Here is a 17657-nt window from a genome sequence, read left to right on the forward strand (position 1 = left end):
AAAAAATAAGCAGACCATAGCGCCAATATTTTGTCATTTTTTTATTTTATGAACTCCTCCTTCATTCAACAAAAGATGCCCCAAATCGCCTTGGTGATCATGACCATGATTTGGGGAGGAACTTTTGTTGTTGTACAGCATGCTTTAAATTATAGCTCTCCAATGTTTTTTGTCGGTTGTCGCTTTGTGATTGCAGCATTTGTGGTGGGTTTATTGTCTTGGAAATATCTGAAAGGCATTCAACGCCATGAGATTTTTGCAGGTGCTTTGATTGGCATCGCCATTTCAGCAGGTTATGGTACACAAACCATTGGCATGCAAACCATCAGCAGTAGTGAGTCGGCTTTTTTAACTGCTTTATATGTCCCTTTGGTTCCCATTTTATTATGGCTTATTTTCCGTAAAGTTCCGCATATTATGACCTTAGTTGGCGTCATTTTTGCTTTTTTGGGACTGGTCTTACTCACTGGAAATAATCTCGACCAAATTCATTTAAACGCAGGGCAAATCATTACCATTTCAGGCTCTATCGCCATTGCGATTGAAATTATTTTAATTGGTTATTTTGCTGGAAAAGTAAATATACAGCGCGTCACAGTCATTCAACTGATTTTTGCTTCATTGGTTTCATTTATGGCAATGCCCTTAGCAGGTGAACATCATATTCCACAATTTTCATGGGGCTTGGTTTCACTTGCTGTCATCTTGGGTTTAACCAGTGCGTTATTACAGTCTTTAATGAATTGGGCACAGCGTTCTGTTCCACCCTCACAAGCTGCAATTATTTATGCGGGTGAGCCAGTCTGGGCTGCGCTATTTGGGCGTATTGCAGGTGAACGCTTACCTGCTATCGCCTTACTCGGCGGTCTACTTGTTGTCATCGGGGTCATTGTGAGTGAATGGAGACCCAAGTTTTTACAACGTCGTTCAGAAGTCAGCAAAACTGATTCTGTAAAAGATTAAAATTTTATTCAGGACATTCTTTCTTGGTCAACATCATACAGGGTGCATAATATTCTACCGTTGGCATCGGGTCGTAAAATGGATGTAACAAGGCTTTCCACTGTTGATATTCAGCAGATTTGCGAAAGCCTTCAGTATGATCTTCAAGTTTGTCCCAGAACACTAGCAAAATATAACGATGCTCATCTTCAATATTTTTGATCAGTTGCAGTGCATTTAAACCTGACATTGGATAAATAAATGTCTTGGCTTGTTTAAATGCAACTTCAAATGCCTGACTTTGATCAGGGCGAATGGTCAAGTGAACATGTTCTATAATCATCTTGTTTCCATGTTTTTATAGAGGCAAAGCTTGATTATCATTTAAAGCAATGATGCCTCGAATTGCTCGATAAACAATCCACACCCATGAAAAAAATAAAACAGCTCCACAGAAGATTGTTGCACTGAGCGCAACGCCTGCAAAGGCATTGACATTGTCCCCTGTAAAAAATAGAAAAAGAAATGGAACAAAAGCCAAAACCGTCCAGATCAGATACCACCAAAAAGTACGAATTTGCCACTTAAAATGGCTTTCAAAAATCGTACCACGGACAGAATCTAATTTTACATAATTGATAATTAAAGCAATGACTGCCAAAAGTCCTGCGGAAAAAATCGCAACAATATAAAGAATATATAAAATCAAAGTGAGAGATTTACTGTTGTTCGGGTCTACATAATTATTCATGTGCTCTCCTTTACAAGTCTAGTTTTTCACCTCAAATTTTAAAAACGTTTAAAGGTGAAATCAGCCATAAAATCAATAAAATATTTAAAAATATAGTACAGAAATAAATCTTTCTAAAAGGTTGTTTTTGTGTTTTATGTCGTAACCGTTGTTGTGCCAACCAAGCCGCTGCCCAACCACCTAAAAATGCTAAAATATGTAAGGTATTTTCAGGAGCACGTTGTTTACCCAGTTGAGCTGCTTCTTTGTCTTGTGCATAAAACCAATAGGTTATGATATTGATAATACTGATCAATAACAGCACCATACCACTCAGCAAACCACTGATAGATAAGCCCGCCAAAGCAATAATATAAACTACACATAAAATTTGCATGGGTTGCAATTTTTGTGGTTTATTCTGTAAAGATTGCTTTGTCGTGCTATTTTTACGTGTTTGTGATGCCTTTAAATAACTAACTTGTTTCGCTTTAAAACGTCCATCACCATCAACCTGTACGACATATTCTAAAGCGCACCCCAAAATCGGACGTGGACCTTTTTGTGCAAAATCCTTGATATGTAAAAATACACGACCTTTAGAGTCATCATTGGGTTGGATAAAGCCATAGCCTTTATCATCAAACCATTCAACTAAACGTCCTTGATCACGCATTTTGACCTTCCTGATTTTGGGTAAGTGCTATTTGATTGTTTATGCTGTTACAAACTTCAATCTTTCTACCAGCATATTACGCATTTCTAAAGGATTTTTCTGCAAAATATCTTCGCCAGTTCGCCCTTCAGCCTGATTCATTTGCGCGACTTGTAAACGCATCATCCAAAAACGCCCTGCAGCCATTGCCAAGTACAACTCCAGACAAGATTTTTCATCTGAAGTTAAAGGACGAATAGAGCTATATGCATTTAAAAATGCCATCGCCTTCGCCTCATTCAAAACTACATCAGGATATTCGGTACAGAAATCATTTAAGGTAATGGCAATATCAAATAATAATTCATCATGATTTAATTCATAAAAATCTAAAATACCTTTGAGTTGCTCACCCTCAAATAAGGTATTGTCACGAAATAAATCTGAATGAATCAAGCCTTTAGGACGGTCAGGATACATCGCAGTCAATGCTTCATATACACCTAAAAGATTGTTGAGCAATGCAGTATCTGCAACATTCAAAGTCGGTTTAATCTGACGGGCAACGTTATACCAATAGGCATGATCACGTGCATTTTGACGCTGTAAAGGAAAGTCTTGCAATGCCACATGCATTTTTGCCTGAGCAATCGCAATCTGCTCGACTTGCGCAAGCGTCGATGGCATCGGGTGCTTTCCTGACATACGTGGTGCAATTTGTGCAGGTTTATCTTTTAAAATTTGAATATATTGACCATTACATTTTAAAGGGACAGGCACAGCTAAGCCTTGCTCACCCAAGCGTTCTAAAACAGGAATGATTTCCCCTGCTGCTTGTGCATCCATATTTTCAAACAAAGTTAAAACATATTGTGCCGCATCTGCACAGACCAAAAAATAGTTGGTATTTTGAATCCCGCCTTGAATCGGATTCAGCTCGACCACCTCCAATCCATAAGGTGCTGCAAAAGCCTGAACTTCCTTTAAACTCAAAGTGGTATAAACCGACATAGAAAACCTGCGAAAAAACTTACATAAGTTTGATAGAATACCCGCTCTGACTTGCGAGGTGTAGCACCAACATCGCTCAGTTTCATAATCGGCTGTTATTTTTGGAAAAAATTATGCTTGCTAAACGTATTATTCCTTGCCTAGACGTAGATAATGGGCGTGTAGTGAAAGGTGTACAATTTCTTGATATTCGTGATGCAGGTGACCCTGTTGAAGTTGCTCGTCGCTATAACGAACAAGGTGCCGATGAAATTACCTTCCTTGACATCACTGCAACTTCAAATGGACGTGATACGACGTATCGTACTGTAGAACGCATGGCTGAATCTGTGTTCGTTCCACTCACTGTAGGCGGTGGTGTACGTAAAGTTGAAGATATTCGTTTACTACTCAATGCAGGTGCAGACAAAGTCAGTATCAACTCCGCTGCCATTTATAATCCAGAATTTGTGCAAGAAGCTTCTCAGCGTTTTGGCGCACAATGTATTGTGGTTGCAATCGACGCCAAAAAAACAGGCAACAATAAATGGGAAATCTTTACCCATGGCGGTCGAAAAGAAACAGGTATTGATGCCATTGAATGGGCTGTGAAAATGGCAGACTTCGGTGCAGGTGAGTTATTGGTGACTTCAATGGATGCAGACGGCACCAAAGCAGGTTATGACATCGAACTCATGCGCAACATCAATGACCGTGTCACCATTCCAACCATTGCCTCAGGTGGTGTGGGCAATTTACAGCATTTAGCAGATGGTATTTTAAAAGGTGGTGCAGATGCTGTTTTAGCAGCGTCTATTTTCCACTTTGGTCAATACACCATTCCTGAGGCAAAACAATATCTTGCAGAACAAGGCATTGAAATGCGTCTTTGATCTCAATAATTTATAAAATCAAATTTAAGAGTATTCAAATGAATGCTCTTTTTTTTAATTCTAAAAAATAAGATCACATCATAAATGTACTGCGGTATTAAATAGATAAAAAAAAGGAGTCTAGACGACTCCTTATAAACCGAAAAAAAGGAAACTACAACGCTTAGATTCTTTTATCTCATTCGGTAAGTTAAATTTACGATGATTTACGCTGACAATATTGACAAAAAAAACTTATTTTTATGACAATGTGCGACAAATCTCATCAAAAAATGTTGATTTCAAAAATAACCTGTTCATTTTATTGAGTTTTATTTAACTTCACTCAATTCAAGCAATTGCTTTTGTTGTACCCATTGCACAGGAAAAAAATGTTCAACTTGAGCACTCAACCATTTTGCTGTACTTTTTGGTAAGGTAACCCCTAAAGGGTTTTGTTCTTTTAAGTCACTTGAAGACACCACGCGAGTTCCTAAAAGATAATCAAACCAAGGCTTGGTGACACACCAGTTTGCATCCTGATTCGAATTCATATGATGGTCATAGTGCCAAGGAATTTTTTTCTTTGCCCACATGGGCTCTAAATGAGCACGTCGATGAATATAATAATAATTAACAGCACTATAGATAGATGCTGCTGCCATTCCCTTAGAGAAAGGATAAAAAATACAACTCGCTGCACTTGCGACAACAGCCAAAGAAATAATCTCGTTACGTGTACGCCAATGTGAAACGCCTTCAACGTAACTATGATCATGAAATTCGACTTTGCGCACCTCTCTATGATGCTCCCAATGTGACTTCATACTACGAGGAACAGGGCTAAAACGAGGTTTTCCTGTGCGGTGTGTGCCATGCAAAATATATTTATGTGCAACCCATTCAAAACCATTGGCAAAAATTAAACCTGCTACAAAACCTTTTATCATCTGCATGCTCCTACGTCCTTTTTATCACTATAAAGCAGCATGAATAAAAGATATTGACCTAAAAAATAACATAATTGACATATTACGACATTTTTTTACTTTTTTTGTTTGTCGTAATTTATGGTAACTTGTCCGCTCAATCCACTGCGTGTTTAAATGCGCCGATAAATTCACCATTATTATTTGAAAATAAAAAATATGTTACAAACTAAAGACTATTCTGGGACCGTGTATGGAGGTTTAGGACAACTTCTTTATGTATATGCCCAAGCAAAAAATCTAGACATTTCCGAAAAATTAAAAAGCGTTCAAAATCGTGAACGCTTTGAATTTCAAATCTGGCGTGAGCTTTTAGATGAAATCAATCAGCAAGTACACAGTCCTGCACTTGGCTTAGAAATTGCGGAATATGTTCAACCTAAACATTTAGGGATCATTGCCTATATTACCCAATCATGTGACACCTTAGGTGAAGCACTCACACGTTATTACGATTTTCATCGCTTAATCTATGATGGTGGACCACTCAAAGTTGAAGTTCAAAATGAATCTGTTTCAATTCGTTGGGAAGTTTTACCTGTCCAACTAACCACACAAATTACAGATGAAATTGCACTGGCTTTATTGGTTCGTTTTTTACGCCTTTATATACAGCTTGAATATATTCAAATTGAACAAGTGAACTTTATTCAGCCAGCACCTAAAAATACACGTATATATCAGGAATTTTTTAACGCACCCATTCAGTTTTCTCAGCCCAAAGTTGAACTACTTTTACCCTTAAAACTATTTTCAGCGCCTTGCAAAAGCCCTGATTCGACTTTACATCAAATCATGATGCAACAAGCCAAAGAACTGCTCAATAAACTACCTGATGGCACACAACTTGATGAACGTCTGCAACAAAGTATTCTCAAAGGTTTACAAAAAAATAATTATCAAATAGAAACGATTGCCACACAATTAAAGATGTCGGTTCGACAACTACAACGACATTTACAACAACAAAACACCACGTATCAGGAGCGTGTTCAAGAGATCCGCCAATTACTCGCCACACAATATTTGCAAGATCCGCATTTAAGTTTACATGAAATTGCAATCTTATTGAGTTATTCAGAACAAAGTGCATTTCAACGTGCATTTAAACTTTGGTCAGGTCTTACGCCGCATCAATGGCGAAAAAATCAAGGAGAAAAAACGAAATAACACGGATGCAAAAAACAAAAAGTGTGATATAAATCACAAATTAAAACCAAAGAACAAAATTTGACAAAACAATAGGCAAATTAAATGAATAAATATCTAGCAGAGTTTTTAGGGACCTTTTGGCTTGTTTTTGGTGGATGTGGCAGTGCTGTGCTTGCTGCGGCTTATCCAGAATTAGGCATTGGGTTTGCAGGTGTAGCACTTGCATTTGGTTTAACTGTACTGACAGGTGCTTATGCTTTTGGGCATATCTCAGGTGGGCATTTTAACCCTGCTGTCAGTGTTGGTTTATGGGTCGGCGGACGGTTTGATGCTAAAGACTTAGTCCCATATATCGTTTCACAAGTGATTGGTGGTACTGTTGCTGCGTTTATTTTATATATTATCGTGCAGGGACAAGCGAACTTCGCAGGTGTAGGCGGCTTTGCAAGTAATGGTTTTGGTGATTTATCCCCAAATAAATATTCTATGGTTTCAGCACTGATCATTGAAATTGTGCTGACAGCTTTCTTTTTAATCGTCATTATGGGGTCTACTGACAAACGAGCACCTGCTGGATTTGCACCGATTGCAATTGGTTTAGCACTCACACTGATTCACTTAATTAGCATTCCTGTTACAAATACATCAGTCAACCCTGCACGTAGTACTGCTGTTGCATTCTTTGCACAAACGCCAGCACTTGGACAGTTATGGTTATTCTGGGTTGCACCTATTCTTGGCGCTGCAATCGGAGCAATTATTTATAAAGTTGTGGGCGGCGAACAACAAAAGTAATGCCGTTATACTCGCAAATACAACCGTTAAAAAAAACCTGCATCATGCAGGTTTTTTTAATCTGTAAAATATTTTTAGAGAAATGGATTTTCAACCTCACCTTCAACTTGGGTGGTTATTTTTTCTGGTAAATCTGTTTCTTGTTCCAAGGTTTTCACAATTTCATTGAGATAAGCCTGTAAAGCTTTTGCCGCTTTTAGACCCTCTTGGTCTTTGGTCACTTGTAAATTACCATAAATATTAATTCGGTCTTCATCATTTTCCAAAGTTAAATCATGAATTGAATGAGATTCAGTGCCATTTTCAAAGGGTTTAAACATTTTTTCTTCTCATCTTTTTAAGTCATCTCATGAGAAAAGTATAAGGACTTTTCTCATTTAAGCGAGTTAGATTACTTTAAAATTTGTAATAAATATTGCAGTAATACATCTACCAATTGTTTAACTAAAGACTCTTGAACTTGCTCGTCAATCTTGGGCACGTTTCCCTGAGCAGGTGTTGACGATGATGAAGATTGGCTATTAGATGTACCATTTGCAGGTTGAAATTGTTTCTGCAATGTCTTGATCTGATCAGCCGATACACTTGGCGCACACTGGCTTTCAGCATCCCAATGTGAATATTCAACTTTGCCTGTTGCTTTCACTTGGCTAGAATTTAAAGGTAATTTATAGGTATTACGCTTTTGTTCTTCAGTCAATTGAGGAAATAAGTTTATACCTAACTGTTCTTCTAAATAACAAACACTGACGATGTTGACTTTCAAGCTATTATCATTAGGTGCGTAATAAGCACCAATTACACCCTGTTTAGGAATATAAATTGCCTTGAAAACGGCGCTTGGAACAATGACACCTTTACCAATGGTTTTTAATTTTTTGCCTGAAAATACTGGACCTGTGACCACATAAACATCTTTCTTTTGTTTAGTCACAATCGCTCGAGTTGCTTCCTCCAACTCACGCCAAATCTGTTGATTATTCTTTGGTGCTTGCGGCACCATATTTGCCAAAGAAAAACTATCATGTTGCGAAGCTTTATCTGGCATATCAGCATTCGGTGACATATGCCCACGGTCATAACCTGACCCTTTATAGTCAGACAATAAAGCACGATGACTTAAACTGACACGTGTTTCTTCATGAAAACTATCTTCACGTTTAATTTTTTGACTCAAACGTTCAGGTGATAAATGTTCGGCTGTCCAAAGTGGTGTTTTGGAAACACCTGAATACATCACATTAAATCCATTAAAACATAATGGATAACTATTTTTTTGTAAGCTTTCTTTGACGAGAAATGGCGGTTCATCTCGATAAAATTGTTTTAAGCATTCTGTTGAGTTTGAACCAACAAAGGGAATGTATTGAGCTATTTTCTCTTGACCAAATGCAATTGCGAAACTGCCTGTAGCAACTAAGCCCAAAATTACTTTAACCACTGAATTATTCAACAAATCTTTCCCTAAATTACGAGTCTTACTACGACGTTTTTTGCGTGCCATATTATGATCACTTGAGTATAAATTAGCTTATCAGGCTAATTTTCAGAAAGGAATATGCTGAATTTTCAATTGAATAAATTTTCTATCATTCTTCATCACAAAAAATACAAAAAAATGAATATTTTTTGCCTTTACCCAAGGCTTTTTTGAGTGAATTTATGTAGTTAGTGATATTGAATTGAAATTCACAGAATGATTATGACATTTTCAATATCTCAAATCTATTCTCAAGCGCCACAAAATGTCGCATAACTTTAAAACAAAGTTAAAAATAATTAAAGTCTTTATCATCGGTTTTGAGCCATTGTATTTAAAGGCTCGACCAAACACAGCATGCCAAAACAAAAAAAGCCAAGAAGCGGATCTTCTTGGCTTTTGATTTTAAAAAATAAAAATATAATCAAATCTCGATTTGACTTCCCATTTCCACGACACGGTTTGGAGGAATCTGGTAAAAATCACTCACAGGACTTGTGTTACGTTGCATTGAAATAAATAATTTTTCACGCCAAGGCGCCATACCATCACCGATTGTATGAATGAGTCGATCACGAGAAATAAAGAAGCTAATCTGCATCATGTCATATGGAATACGTAATTGACCATACGCTTGTTCAAGTGCTACAGGAATATTCGGCTGATCTTTAAAACCATAATAGACAAAAATCTGCTGAAAACGATCATCTAAGACTTCAACCCGAATACGCTCTTGATCCGTCACATAAGGGACATCGCGTGTGATCACAGTGACCATAATATTGCGTTCATGAAGCACTTTATTGTGCTTAATATTATGCAACATGGCATGAGGCACAATATTGGTATTTCCTGTTAAAAAAATTGCTTCGCCTGGTACATAAATCGTTTCCTTGCTGAGACTAACGCTTTTAATAAACAAACTCAGAGGTAAAGCTTCTTTTTCAAGCTTCCCATAAACAATTTCTCGACCATCTTTCCATGTCATCAAAATCGTATAAACGATCGCGCCAATCAAAATCGGCACCCATCCACCTGATACAATTTTTAATGATGTTGATGCTACAAAAATAAAGTCAATCAATAAAAATGGAATCGCAAAAAGTAAAACCTTCCAAAGCGGCCAACGCCATAAACCATAGGCTAACACTGAAATTAAAATCGTACCGCATAGCATAGTCATGGTTACAGCTACACCATACGCACTGGCAAGATTGGCACTATTTTCAAATAATAAAATCAAAATCAGAACGGAAACAAACAATACCCAATTAATAAAAGGTAAATAAATCTGCCCTTGTTCAACATCTGATGTGTGGTGTACGGTTAATCGAGGTAAATAACGCAATTGAATTGCCTGATTGACCATTGAAAAAACACCTGTAATCACTGCTTGTGATGCAATCACTGCTGCGGCTGTTGCCAGTCCAATCATGGGGTATAAAGCCCATTCTGGAATCAACAAATAAAAAGGGTTTTCGATTGCAGAAGGGTCACGCAAAAGTAGCGCACCTTGACCTGCATAATTTAACAATAGCGAAGGTAAAACCACAGCAAACCACGCAACTTTAATGGGTAAACGCCCAAAATGCCCCATATCTGCATAGAGTGCTTCACCCCCTGTCATTGTTAAAATCACTGCCCCCATCGTTAAAAATGCAACATAGGGTTGATGAAAAATAAAATGCAGCGCCCAGTGTGGGCTGATCATGGTTAATACGAAGGGAGTTTGACTGATGCTCCAAATCCCAATCACACCAATTGACACAAACCAAGCTAAAGTAATAGGACCAAAAAATTTCCCCATAGTCCCAGTACCATGGCGTTGTACAAGGAATAATGCGGTCAAAATACCAATCGCAAGGGGCATGAGCCATTTATTAAATACAGGTGTTGCAATACTTAACCCCTCAATTGCAGATAATACTGAAATCGCAGGTGTAATGATGCCGTCACCAAAGAACAGTGATGCACCAATAAATCCTAAAGCAATGAGATAAATCTTTTTATTGTCAGCGATACGATTTGAACGTAGATTCAGTGCTAACAATGACATGATACCGCCTTCACCATTGTTATCAGCACGCATAATGATGGTGACATATTTAAAGCTGATGGTGAGCATCATGCACCAAAAAATCAGCGATAAAATACCTAATACAGATGCTTCTGAAATCGCCAGATGGGCGGTTAGAAAGCATTGTCTTAAAGCATACAAGGGACTGGTTCCAATATCCCCAAACACGACACCTAATGCAGCTAAGGTGATGGCAGGTAATGCCGCTTTTTTTGCAGTACTTTGCATAAATGAGTCTTCATTTGTAGACACTATTTTTTCGCAATCATATCACTGCAAAAAAACTTTTGCTCTAAATCAATTGTTTCAACTTGGCAGAATTGATTTTTTTAGTTATTATCGCTCGCCTTGGTGAGGTGTCCGAGTGGCTGAAGGAGCACGCCTGGAAAGTGTGTATACGTTTGCGCGTATCGAGGGTTCGAATCCCTCTCTCACCGCCAAATATCAAAGAACTGCACTCCAAAGCAGTATCGAAAGGCTTGAATCTAAAGGGTTCAAGCCTTTTTTAATGTCAAAAAATTTAGGTTTCTATTTACGCTATTGAAGCCAATCATCAGAAAAACACCACCAATATCTAAATTTATAAGCTCAAGAAAACCTAAGATTCAACATATAGATACAAATTTTTAATTTTAAAAACTGATTTAAATGACAATAAAATTGCATAAATTAACGATATTAACTTGATTAAAATAAATATTTTGTTATTAATCAAGAAAGAGAGCATTTATACCTCATGGGAGAATTATCGAATATTTCTATTCAATATCATTTAGATGCAATGTTGAGCCACTACGATGAAAGATGCAGTATCAACAGTTGATGAAGTACATAGAACACGTCGATTCTGGTATTCGGGAGTCATAATGAATAACAGCACAAATTATGTAAAACAACTCAAAAATGCTAAACGTGGCGGATATACCCCTACTATTGCGAAGGATATTAATAAACATAAAATTCAAAAGGCGATACGCTTAATTGAACAATGGAGAAAACTTGCAAATGAGCTTAAACCCCAAATGCAAATTGATATGGCTTTAACTTTAGAAGAATGCGCGCAGGATTTAGATCAAATTTTAAGGAGTAAATAAAGATAAAATGATACTCATGATCCATTCCAATCACTTTTATTTAAACCCTAAATCTTAATTCATTGACCTTATATAGCACTTAAAATATCCACTATATAAGGTCTTCTCGCCTTAAAATGTACACTAAATAATCTATTTAGACTTTTAGGATCAATGATTTACTATAAAACTAGAGAAAAATTTAAAAAAATATTTAATTGGTTATTTTTTGGCTTGCATTTCTGTCATTTTTCTGTAAAATTCTCGCCACGTTGCCGGCATAGCTCAGTTGGTAGAGCAACTGACTTGTAATCAGTAGGTCCACAGTTCGAATCCGTGTGCCGGCACCATTTTATACTTAACCTCGCTTTTTAGTGAGGTTTTGTTGTTTTTAGCCCCCACAATATATTTTACATTTTTATGTACATACATTTTTATGTGCGCTGATTTGTACATACTGAATCAGACCATCTTTAAATAATTTTTCACATAATCGCGCTGTCATTTGAATTTTGATATTGTCTAAAGATGTCAATTGAGTATCAGCAGCTTTGATATATTGTGAAAATCCGTGTAATACTTGCTCAGAAAGATCAATGATTTGAATATCTGCAAACCCACAATTCGATATGATTTTTTCAGTATTTTTCTGATTTTCTAAATTTTGAATTTTAATATCAGCCGATTTAAGTAAATAACGATATTTTTGTTGTTCAAAATGTGAAAGTTGCTGCCATTTTTCCGATAACATTAAATAGTGAAAACCCAAACGTCCTTTTGAATTTAAAACGTCATGTATGGCATTTAGAAATGAATTTAAATTGCTATGATAAGCAGCATCAATACATAAAACGACATCAAAACAAGCAGTTGGAAAAATATTTTTTAAATTTAAAAATGAAGCACAATAAAGTTTAATCTTTGAATTTAAATTTTCTTGTAAAAACGCAATACATTTAGCTTGCACATCAACCGCGCTAATATCCTGAATTTTATATTTATTTTGCCAATTTAACAGACTAGCCCCCTGCCCACAGCCTAAATCTAAAAGTTTATCTTTTGAATTTAAAGCAACAGCATGCGCCAATTGATCTGCTAATTGGCAACATGCTTGTGGATATGACTCCGTTTCAGGCGTCCAATATCCTAAATTCGTCCAAGCATAAACAGCATGATCACCTAATTTTTTTGCATTAATCGCATATTTATGTTGTGACAATTGTTGCTGTAATGCTTGAAACCATTTCATTGAAAATTAATAACCGAGTTGGGGAGCAACCTCAACTTTAGGTTTTAAACCCACAAATGGCAATGGCGCACCAAAAGTTTGTGCGATATGCATTGCAGAAGTGACGGCTGACTCTAAAATTGGTAATCCATCACATGACCAAGAACCACAATAGAACACCTTACGATTCGCTTGTTGATGTCGTTGCTGCAATTCTTTATTCAATGCCACAGTATCTGAATTTACAACTGCACGGGTCAACGTCACACTAGAAATTACTTTTTTCGCATCGATTTCAGTTACAGGTCGCCATGTCTGAAAAACAGGTGATTTACCGACTAAACTTGGCTCTACCGAGTTCAACCAAACTGTAAATTGTTGCTTGGTAAACTTACGATCCATCATATAACTGAGTACACACCAGTCTTTACGATTAGGCGGCATGACACTCGCATCGGTATGCATCACCAATTCGCCTTGCTCAAATTTAAATTGTTTTAACAAAGCAATATCATCTGCAAATTGTTCTTTATTTAAAAAATCTTCAATTTTATTGGTTGGTGTTGCCACAATGACACGGTCAAAATGAAATTGCTCACCCTGTATATTTTCAACTAAAACTTGTTCGCCTTGTTCTTCAATTTTTGAAACTGCTGAGCTGCTGTGAATGTCGATACCCTCAACAAGTTTATCGACTAATGCAGGAGTACCGCCTTGTAAACGTAATAAAGCATCACCATCTGTCAGTTGTCTTAAAAAAACCAATAATGGTTTTGCTGGCCACTCACCAATCGTTTTTGGATCACAGGTACAAATGGTATAAAGCACAGGCATCACTGCACCATGCCAAAACACTTCTTCAATGTCATTGTGGTTAATAAATTCGGCTAAGGTAATGTCTTGATTCTTCGATTTAAAAAACTGATGAATCGCAGTTTTGAGCTGTAACATCCCTTTGACTAAACGCCAACCGTATTGCTTAATGCCTTTACGATTATTAATGATCGGAAAATTTCCAATGCGTGTACGAGATGTCGTTAGCCATGTTTCTGTTTTGTCTTCAAATAACCAACTACACGCCATAAATGTGCGCACAGGAAATGTTTTTATTCCCAAGTATGCAGCAAGACTTAAAGTATTTTCCCATAAGTGTGGATTCATGACTCTTAAAGGTGCATCGATCAAACCACCTTCAAATTCAATACTGTGGCTATCCATTCCACGACCAGGTAAAGCTTCAAAAAGAGTAATGTCATGTCCTGCATCTTTCAGAATTCTTGCAGTAGCAAGCCCTGCCATGCCACTACCAATCACTGCAATATTCAAAGTTATTATCCGAGAGTTAACTATTTTTTTTATTATGAATGAAGGCTTGTAAAAATAGGCTATTAAAAAGTTCCAGTTTTTCAGGTTTTTCACAAATCAAAAAAGTGCGCTAGTGTATAAAAAAATTCAATATTACTTTTTGTTACGCAATACCATAAGCCATTTTATTTAAACAATTTTTTATTAATTTTAAAGAAAAATCATTTAAAAATATAAAGATAAATTATTTTTTTTACCTTTCGTTCTATTTACAAACAAAAAAACATTGATTATGATGATTTACATAAATGATAACTACTTCACAAATTTTACTTCGGTAATCTGTGAAATGTATAAAGAAAACTTACAGCGTGAAAGGGCTTCTATAGTGTGGGATAGAAGCCCTTTTTTTATCTTGAAATAAGCCGCAAATTTTCATAAAAAAAGCGGATTATTCAATCCGCTTTTTAGCTTATGCTTCAACAGAGATTTCGCCAAATTTACCTTGGTTAAAATCATTAAATGCTTTCATGATCTCAGCTTTGGTATTCATGACAAAAGGTCCATAACCTTGAATGGGTTCATTGAGTGGCTGACCTGTTAGCACCAAAAATTTCACATCTTGTACAGCTTCAAGTTGGATGTGTGCTTCACCATCATTTGCAAACAATACAATAGAGTTATTTTGTACAGCTTGATGACCATTAATGAGCATCTCACCCTCTAAAACCACAACCAATGTATTGTGATCTACAGGTACATGTACATGTGTTTGATGTCCTGCTTTTAAAGTTCCATCCCACACATTGACTGGACTAAATGTTGATGCTGGACCTGCATGATCCATCAACTCACCTGCAATCACACGCATATGTCCCGCACCATCTTCCAACTCAATTACAGGAATTTGCTGTGCTTCAATCGCCTGATATTTTGGTGCTGTCATTTTGTCTGCCGCAGGTAAATTAACCCAAAGCTGTACCATTTCAAACAGTCCACCTTTGGCAGCAAACTCATGTGAATGAAATTCTTCATGCACCAGTCCTGCACCCGCAGTCATCCACTGTACATCACCTGTTTTAATGGTTCCGCCGCCACCATGTGAGTCTTTATGTTCAACTTCACCATGATACGCAAGTGTCACTGTTTCAAAACCACGATGTGGGTGTGAACCTACGCCATGCTGTGCTGTGGTCGGATCAAAATAGTAAGGCGCTGCATAGTCCAACAGTAAAAATGGACTGATTGCCTGACCTAAACGATCGTAAGAAAATAGATTTCTTACAGGGAAACCATCACCAACCCAATGCATGTGTTGATTGCGATATACACCTACAACTTTTTTCATCTTATTGCTCCTATCTATAGGGCTTAATATGAATCCATCATAATATTTTTAAAGGTGTGATACTGCTACGATCTTGATATTGAGCTTCCTATTATTGAGATAATCGTCTTTTTTAGAACACCAAATAGAACAAAAAAGTAAAAATAATCACTATTTAATCAAAATATCCTATATTTGAGATAATTCTTCTCATATTAGGTCTTCATTTTGCAATCACCTATGGCTATGATCAATTCAGTACGGTACAACGCAACTTTGCACATCCGTGCATTTTGACTAAAAAATTTACTTTCTGAGGATACAACAATGGGAAAACAATACGTTCGTTTAGATAAAGACAATGCTGCGGTTTTATTAGTAGATCACCAAACAGGCTTACTTTCATTAGTACGTGACATTGATCCAGATAAATTTAAAAATAATGTATTGGCACTTGCAGCAGCAGCAAAATATTTCAACCTTCCAACCATTTTAACCACCAGTTTTGAAGATGGTCCAAACGGTCCTTTAGTTCCTGAACTGAAAGAAATGTTCCCAGACGCACCTTATATTGCTCGTCCTGGTCAAATCAACGCATGGGACAATGAAGATTTTGTTCAGGCTGTTAAAGCAACAGGCAAAAAACAATTAATTATTGCGGGTGTTGTTACAGAAGTTTGTGTGGCTTTCCCTGCGCTTTCTGCACTTGAAGAAGACTTTGATGTCTTTATCGTCACTGATGCATCAGGTACATTTAATCATTTAACACGTGATGCTGCATGGGATCGTATGTCACAGGCAGGTGCTCAACTCATGACTTGGTTCGGTACATCTTGTGAGTTACACCGTGATTGGCGTAATGACATTGAAGGTTTAGGTGCATTATTTGGTGCGCACATTCCTGACTATAGCAACCTGATCCAAAGCTATGTCAAAAACACTGAGAAAAAATAAATCTGTGTTGTAGATCAATAGCCTTCAACTGAAGGCTATTTTTTTCAAAATAAAAAATATGCAGTCAATGTTATACTTTTTTACAACTGTCCAAAGCCGAGATCTGTCATGTATTCTTTTGATGATTATTACTATTTTTATTTGGTGGTCAAACATGGCGGATTTAGTGCGGCAAGTGAAGCGAGTAATATCACCAAATCTAAACTCAGTCGTCGTATTTTGGAACTGGAAAGCAAGTTCAATGTCCGTTTGATTGAACGCTCAACACGACATTTTAAAGTGACCCAACTCGGTGAAGAGTTTTATCAGGCATGTTGTAAAGTCATTGCAGAAGTGGAATGCGCTGAAAGCGTCCTGCTGCGTCAAAAAAGCGAGCCGCAAGGGCTGATTAAAATCAGTTGCCCTGCCCTGATGATGCATTTCCAAATTCGCCAACTGCTGAATCAGTTTTTAAAAGAATATCCTAAAGTTGAAATTGAACTGGAATTGACCAGTCGTCGAGTCGATCTGATTCATGATGATATAGATCTAGCGATACGTACCAATTTTCAAGCCAATGAAGACTCAAGTCTGATTGTACGTGACGTGATTAAAACCACGCATTGTCTGGTCGCCAGTCCTGAACTTTTAAAAAATCAAAAAGTGGAACAATTTACCGATTTACATCTGTTGCCCAGTATTGTGCTGGGGACTCAAAAACCACAATATCAATGGCATTTACACAACCTCAAACAGCATGAAGAAATTATGATTCCTCTCACGCCACGTATGAAATGCAATGACCTTGCTGGGGTCTATTACGCAGCCAAAGATGGTTTAGGTATTGCAGATTTGCCTTATTTGGCAGTTGAAGAAGATCTGAAAAATGGTGATTTAATTCATGTTCTACCTGAATGGTGTTCCAATATTGGTACGGTGCAGTTGGTGTATGCCTCACGTAAAGGTCAACGTCTGGCAATGGAAAAACTGATTGATCATTTGGTGGAAGGTTTACGTCAGTTGGCAACTGAACATCGTGGCTATTTGACATAGTCTTATTTAAATTCGTTTTATTGGAATGAACCGAATAAACATAAAAAATCCAGAAA

General features: G+C 37.1%; 18 protein-coding genes and 2 tRNA genes. 9 read left to right on the forward strand and 11 right to left on the reverse strand.

The features are described from left to right. Positions 1-75 precede the first annotated feature (75 nt). Positions 76-963 carry a DMT family transporter gene (locus tag HX005_RS01995; protein WP_502872708.1) on the forward strand — a complete coding sequence of 296 codons (888 nt, stop codon included), beginning with the start codon at positions 76-78 and terminating at the stop codon, positions 961-963. 4 nt (positions 964-967) lie between these two features. Here the strand turns inward: HX005_RS01995 and HX005_RS02000 are convergent, their stop codons facing one another. The 4 genes from HX005_RS02000 to HX005_RS02015 are packed head-to-tail and all read right to left on the reverse strand — an operon-like array spanning position 968 to position 3338. Next, positions 968-1285: an antibiotic biosynthesis monooxygenase family protein gene (locus HX005_RS02000; protein ID WP_107007196.1), complete on the reverse strand. Its 318-nt coding sequence runs from the start codon at positions 1283-1285 to the stop codon at positions 968-970. A 15-nt stretch (positions 1286-1300) separates the two neighbouring features. Then, positions 1301-1693, reverse strand: coding sequence for a DUF4870 family protein (locus HX005_RS02005; RefSeq protein ID WP_107007197.1), 393 nt, complete (start codon positions 1691-1693; stop codon positions 1301-1303). Between the two features lie 31 nt (positions 1694-1724). Further along, complete coding sequence (locus HX005_RS02010) at positions 1725-2348, reverse strand: DUF1294 domain-containing protein (protein WP_286376106.1); 624 nt, start codon at positions 2346-2348, stop codon at positions 1725-1727. A gap of 39 nt (positions 2349-2387) precedes the next feature. Next, the gene (locus HX005_RS02015) at positions 2388-3338 is read right to left on the reverse strand and encodes a homoserine kinase (protein WP_286376107.1); all 951 of its coding nucleotides are present in this window, start codon (positions 3336-3338) and stop codon (positions 2388-2390) included. 113 nt (positions 3339-3451) lie between these two features. Between HX005_RS02015 and hisF the strand changes: the two genes are divergently transcribed. Then, entirely contained in the window at positions 3452-4210 is a 759-nt protein-coding gene (gene hisF, locus HX005_RS02020; protein WP_107007200.1) for an imidazole glycerol phosphate synthase subunit HisF, read from the forward strand. Positions 4211-4521: 311 nt separating this feature from the next. Here the strand turns inward: hisF and HX005_RS02025 are convergent, their stop codons facing one another. Beyond that, a complete protein-coding gene (locus tag HX005_RS02025; RefSeq protein ID WP_107007201.1) occupies positions 4522-5139 on the reverse strand; it encodes a hypothetical protein in 618 nt (205 codons plus the stop codon). A gap of 198 nt (positions 5140-5337) precedes the next feature. On the opposite strand from HX005_RS02025, the gene HX005_RS02030 reads away from it, so the two are divergent. Beyond that, on the forward strand, positions 5338-6348 hold the full coding sequence (locus HX005_RS02030) for an AraC family transcriptional regulator (protein ID WP_107007202.1): 1011 nt from the start codon (positions 5338-5340) through the stop codon (positions 6346-6348). A gap of 84 nt (positions 6349-6432) precedes the next feature. After that, the gene (aqpZ, locus tag HX005_RS02035) at positions 6433-7125 is read left to right on the forward strand and encodes an aquaporin Z (protein ID WP_107007203.1); all 693 of its coding nucleotides are present in this window, start codon (positions 6433-6435) and stop codon (positions 7123-7125) included. Between the two features lie 74 nt (positions 7126-7199). Here the strand turns inward: aqpZ and HX005_RS02040 are convergent, their stop codons facing one another. The 3 genes from HX005_RS02040 to HX005_RS02050 all read right to left on the reverse strand — a co-directional run bounded on the left by HX005_RS02040 (position 7200) and on the right by HX005_RS02050 (position 10910). After that, positions 7200-7445 carry a hypothetical protein gene (locus tag HX005_RS02040; protein WP_107007204.1) on the reverse strand — a complete coding sequence of 82 codons (246 nt, stop codon included), beginning with the start codon at positions 7443-7445 and terminating at the stop codon, positions 7200-7202. A 71-nt stretch (positions 7446-7516) separates the two neighbouring features. Next, positions 7517-8629: a DNA/RNA non-specific endonuclease gene (locus HX005_RS02045; RefSeq protein WP_107007205.1), complete on the reverse strand. Its 1113-nt coding sequence runs from the start codon at positions 8627-8629 to the stop codon at positions 7517-7519. Positions 8630-9029: 400 nt separating this feature from the next. After that, a complete protein-coding gene (locus HX005_RS02050) occupies positions 9030-10910 on the reverse strand; it encodes a potassium transporter Kup (RefSeq protein ID WP_107007206.1) in 1881 nt (626 codons plus the stop codon). 122 nt (positions 10911-11032) lie between these two features. On the opposite strand from HX005_RS02050, the gene HX005_RS02055 reads away from it, so the two are divergent. The 3 genes from HX005_RS02055 to HX005_RS02065 all read left to right on the forward strand — a co-directional run bounded on the left by HX005_RS02055 (position 11033) and on the right by HX005_RS02065 (position 12105). Further along, positions 11033-11122 (forward strand) — tRNA-Ser (locus tag HX005_RS02055). A gap of 426 nt (positions 11123-11548) precedes the next feature. Beyond that, positions 11549-11776, forward strand: coding sequence for a hypothetical protein (locus HX005_RS02060; protein WP_107007276.1), 228 nt, complete (start codon positions 11549-11551; stop codon positions 11774-11776). Between the two features lie 253 nt (positions 11777-12029). Continuing rightward, positions 12030-12105 (forward strand) — tRNA-Thr (locus HX005_RS02065). A 68-nt stretch (positions 12106-12173) separates the two neighbouring features. Here the strand turns inward: HX005_RS02065 and HX005_RS02070 are convergent. The 3 genes from HX005_RS02070 to HX005_RS02080 all read right to left on the reverse strand — a co-directional run bounded on the left by HX005_RS02070 (position 12174) and on the right by HX005_RS02080 (position 15636). Further along, on the reverse strand, positions 12174-13004 hold the full coding sequence (locus tag HX005_RS02070) for an SAM-dependent methyltransferase (protein WP_286376108.1): 831 nt from the start codon (positions 13002-13004) through the stop codon (positions 12174-12176). A 6-nt stretch (positions 13005-13010) separates the two neighbouring features. Next, a complete protein-coding gene (locus tag HX005_RS02075; protein ID WP_286376109.1) occupies positions 13011-14309 on the reverse strand; it encodes an FAD-dependent oxidoreductase in 1299 nt (432 codons plus the stop codon). A gap of 451 nt (positions 14310-14760) precedes the next feature. Further along, positions 14761-15636 carry a pirin family protein gene (locus HX005_RS02080; RefSeq protein WP_286376110.1) on the reverse strand — a complete coding sequence of 292 codons (876 nt, stop codon included), beginning with the start codon at positions 15634-15636 and terminating at the stop codon, positions 14761-14763. 306 nt (positions 15637-15942) lie between these two features. Between HX005_RS02080 and ycaC the strand changes: the two genes are divergently transcribed. Continuing rightward, positions 15943-16569 (forward strand): isochorismate family cysteine hydrolase YcaC, encoded by a 627-nt coding sequence (gene ycaC / locus HX005_RS02085; protein ID WP_286376111.1) that lies wholly within the window; start codon positions 15943-15945, stop codon positions 16567-16569. A gap of 108 nt (positions 16570-16677) precedes the next feature. Then, positions 16678-17601 (forward strand): LysR substrate-binding domain-containing protein, encoded by a 924-nt coding sequence (locus HX005_RS02090; protein WP_286376112.1) that lies wholly within the window; start codon positions 16678-16680, stop codon positions 17599-17601. Positions 17602-17657 lie beyond the last annotated feature (56 nt).

This window comes from Acinetobacter sp. R933-2 (genome assembly GCF_030325485.1).
Lineage (GTDB): Bacteria > Pseudomonadota > Gammaproteobacteria > Pseudomonadales > Moraxellaceae > Acinetobacter > Acinetobacter sichuanensis.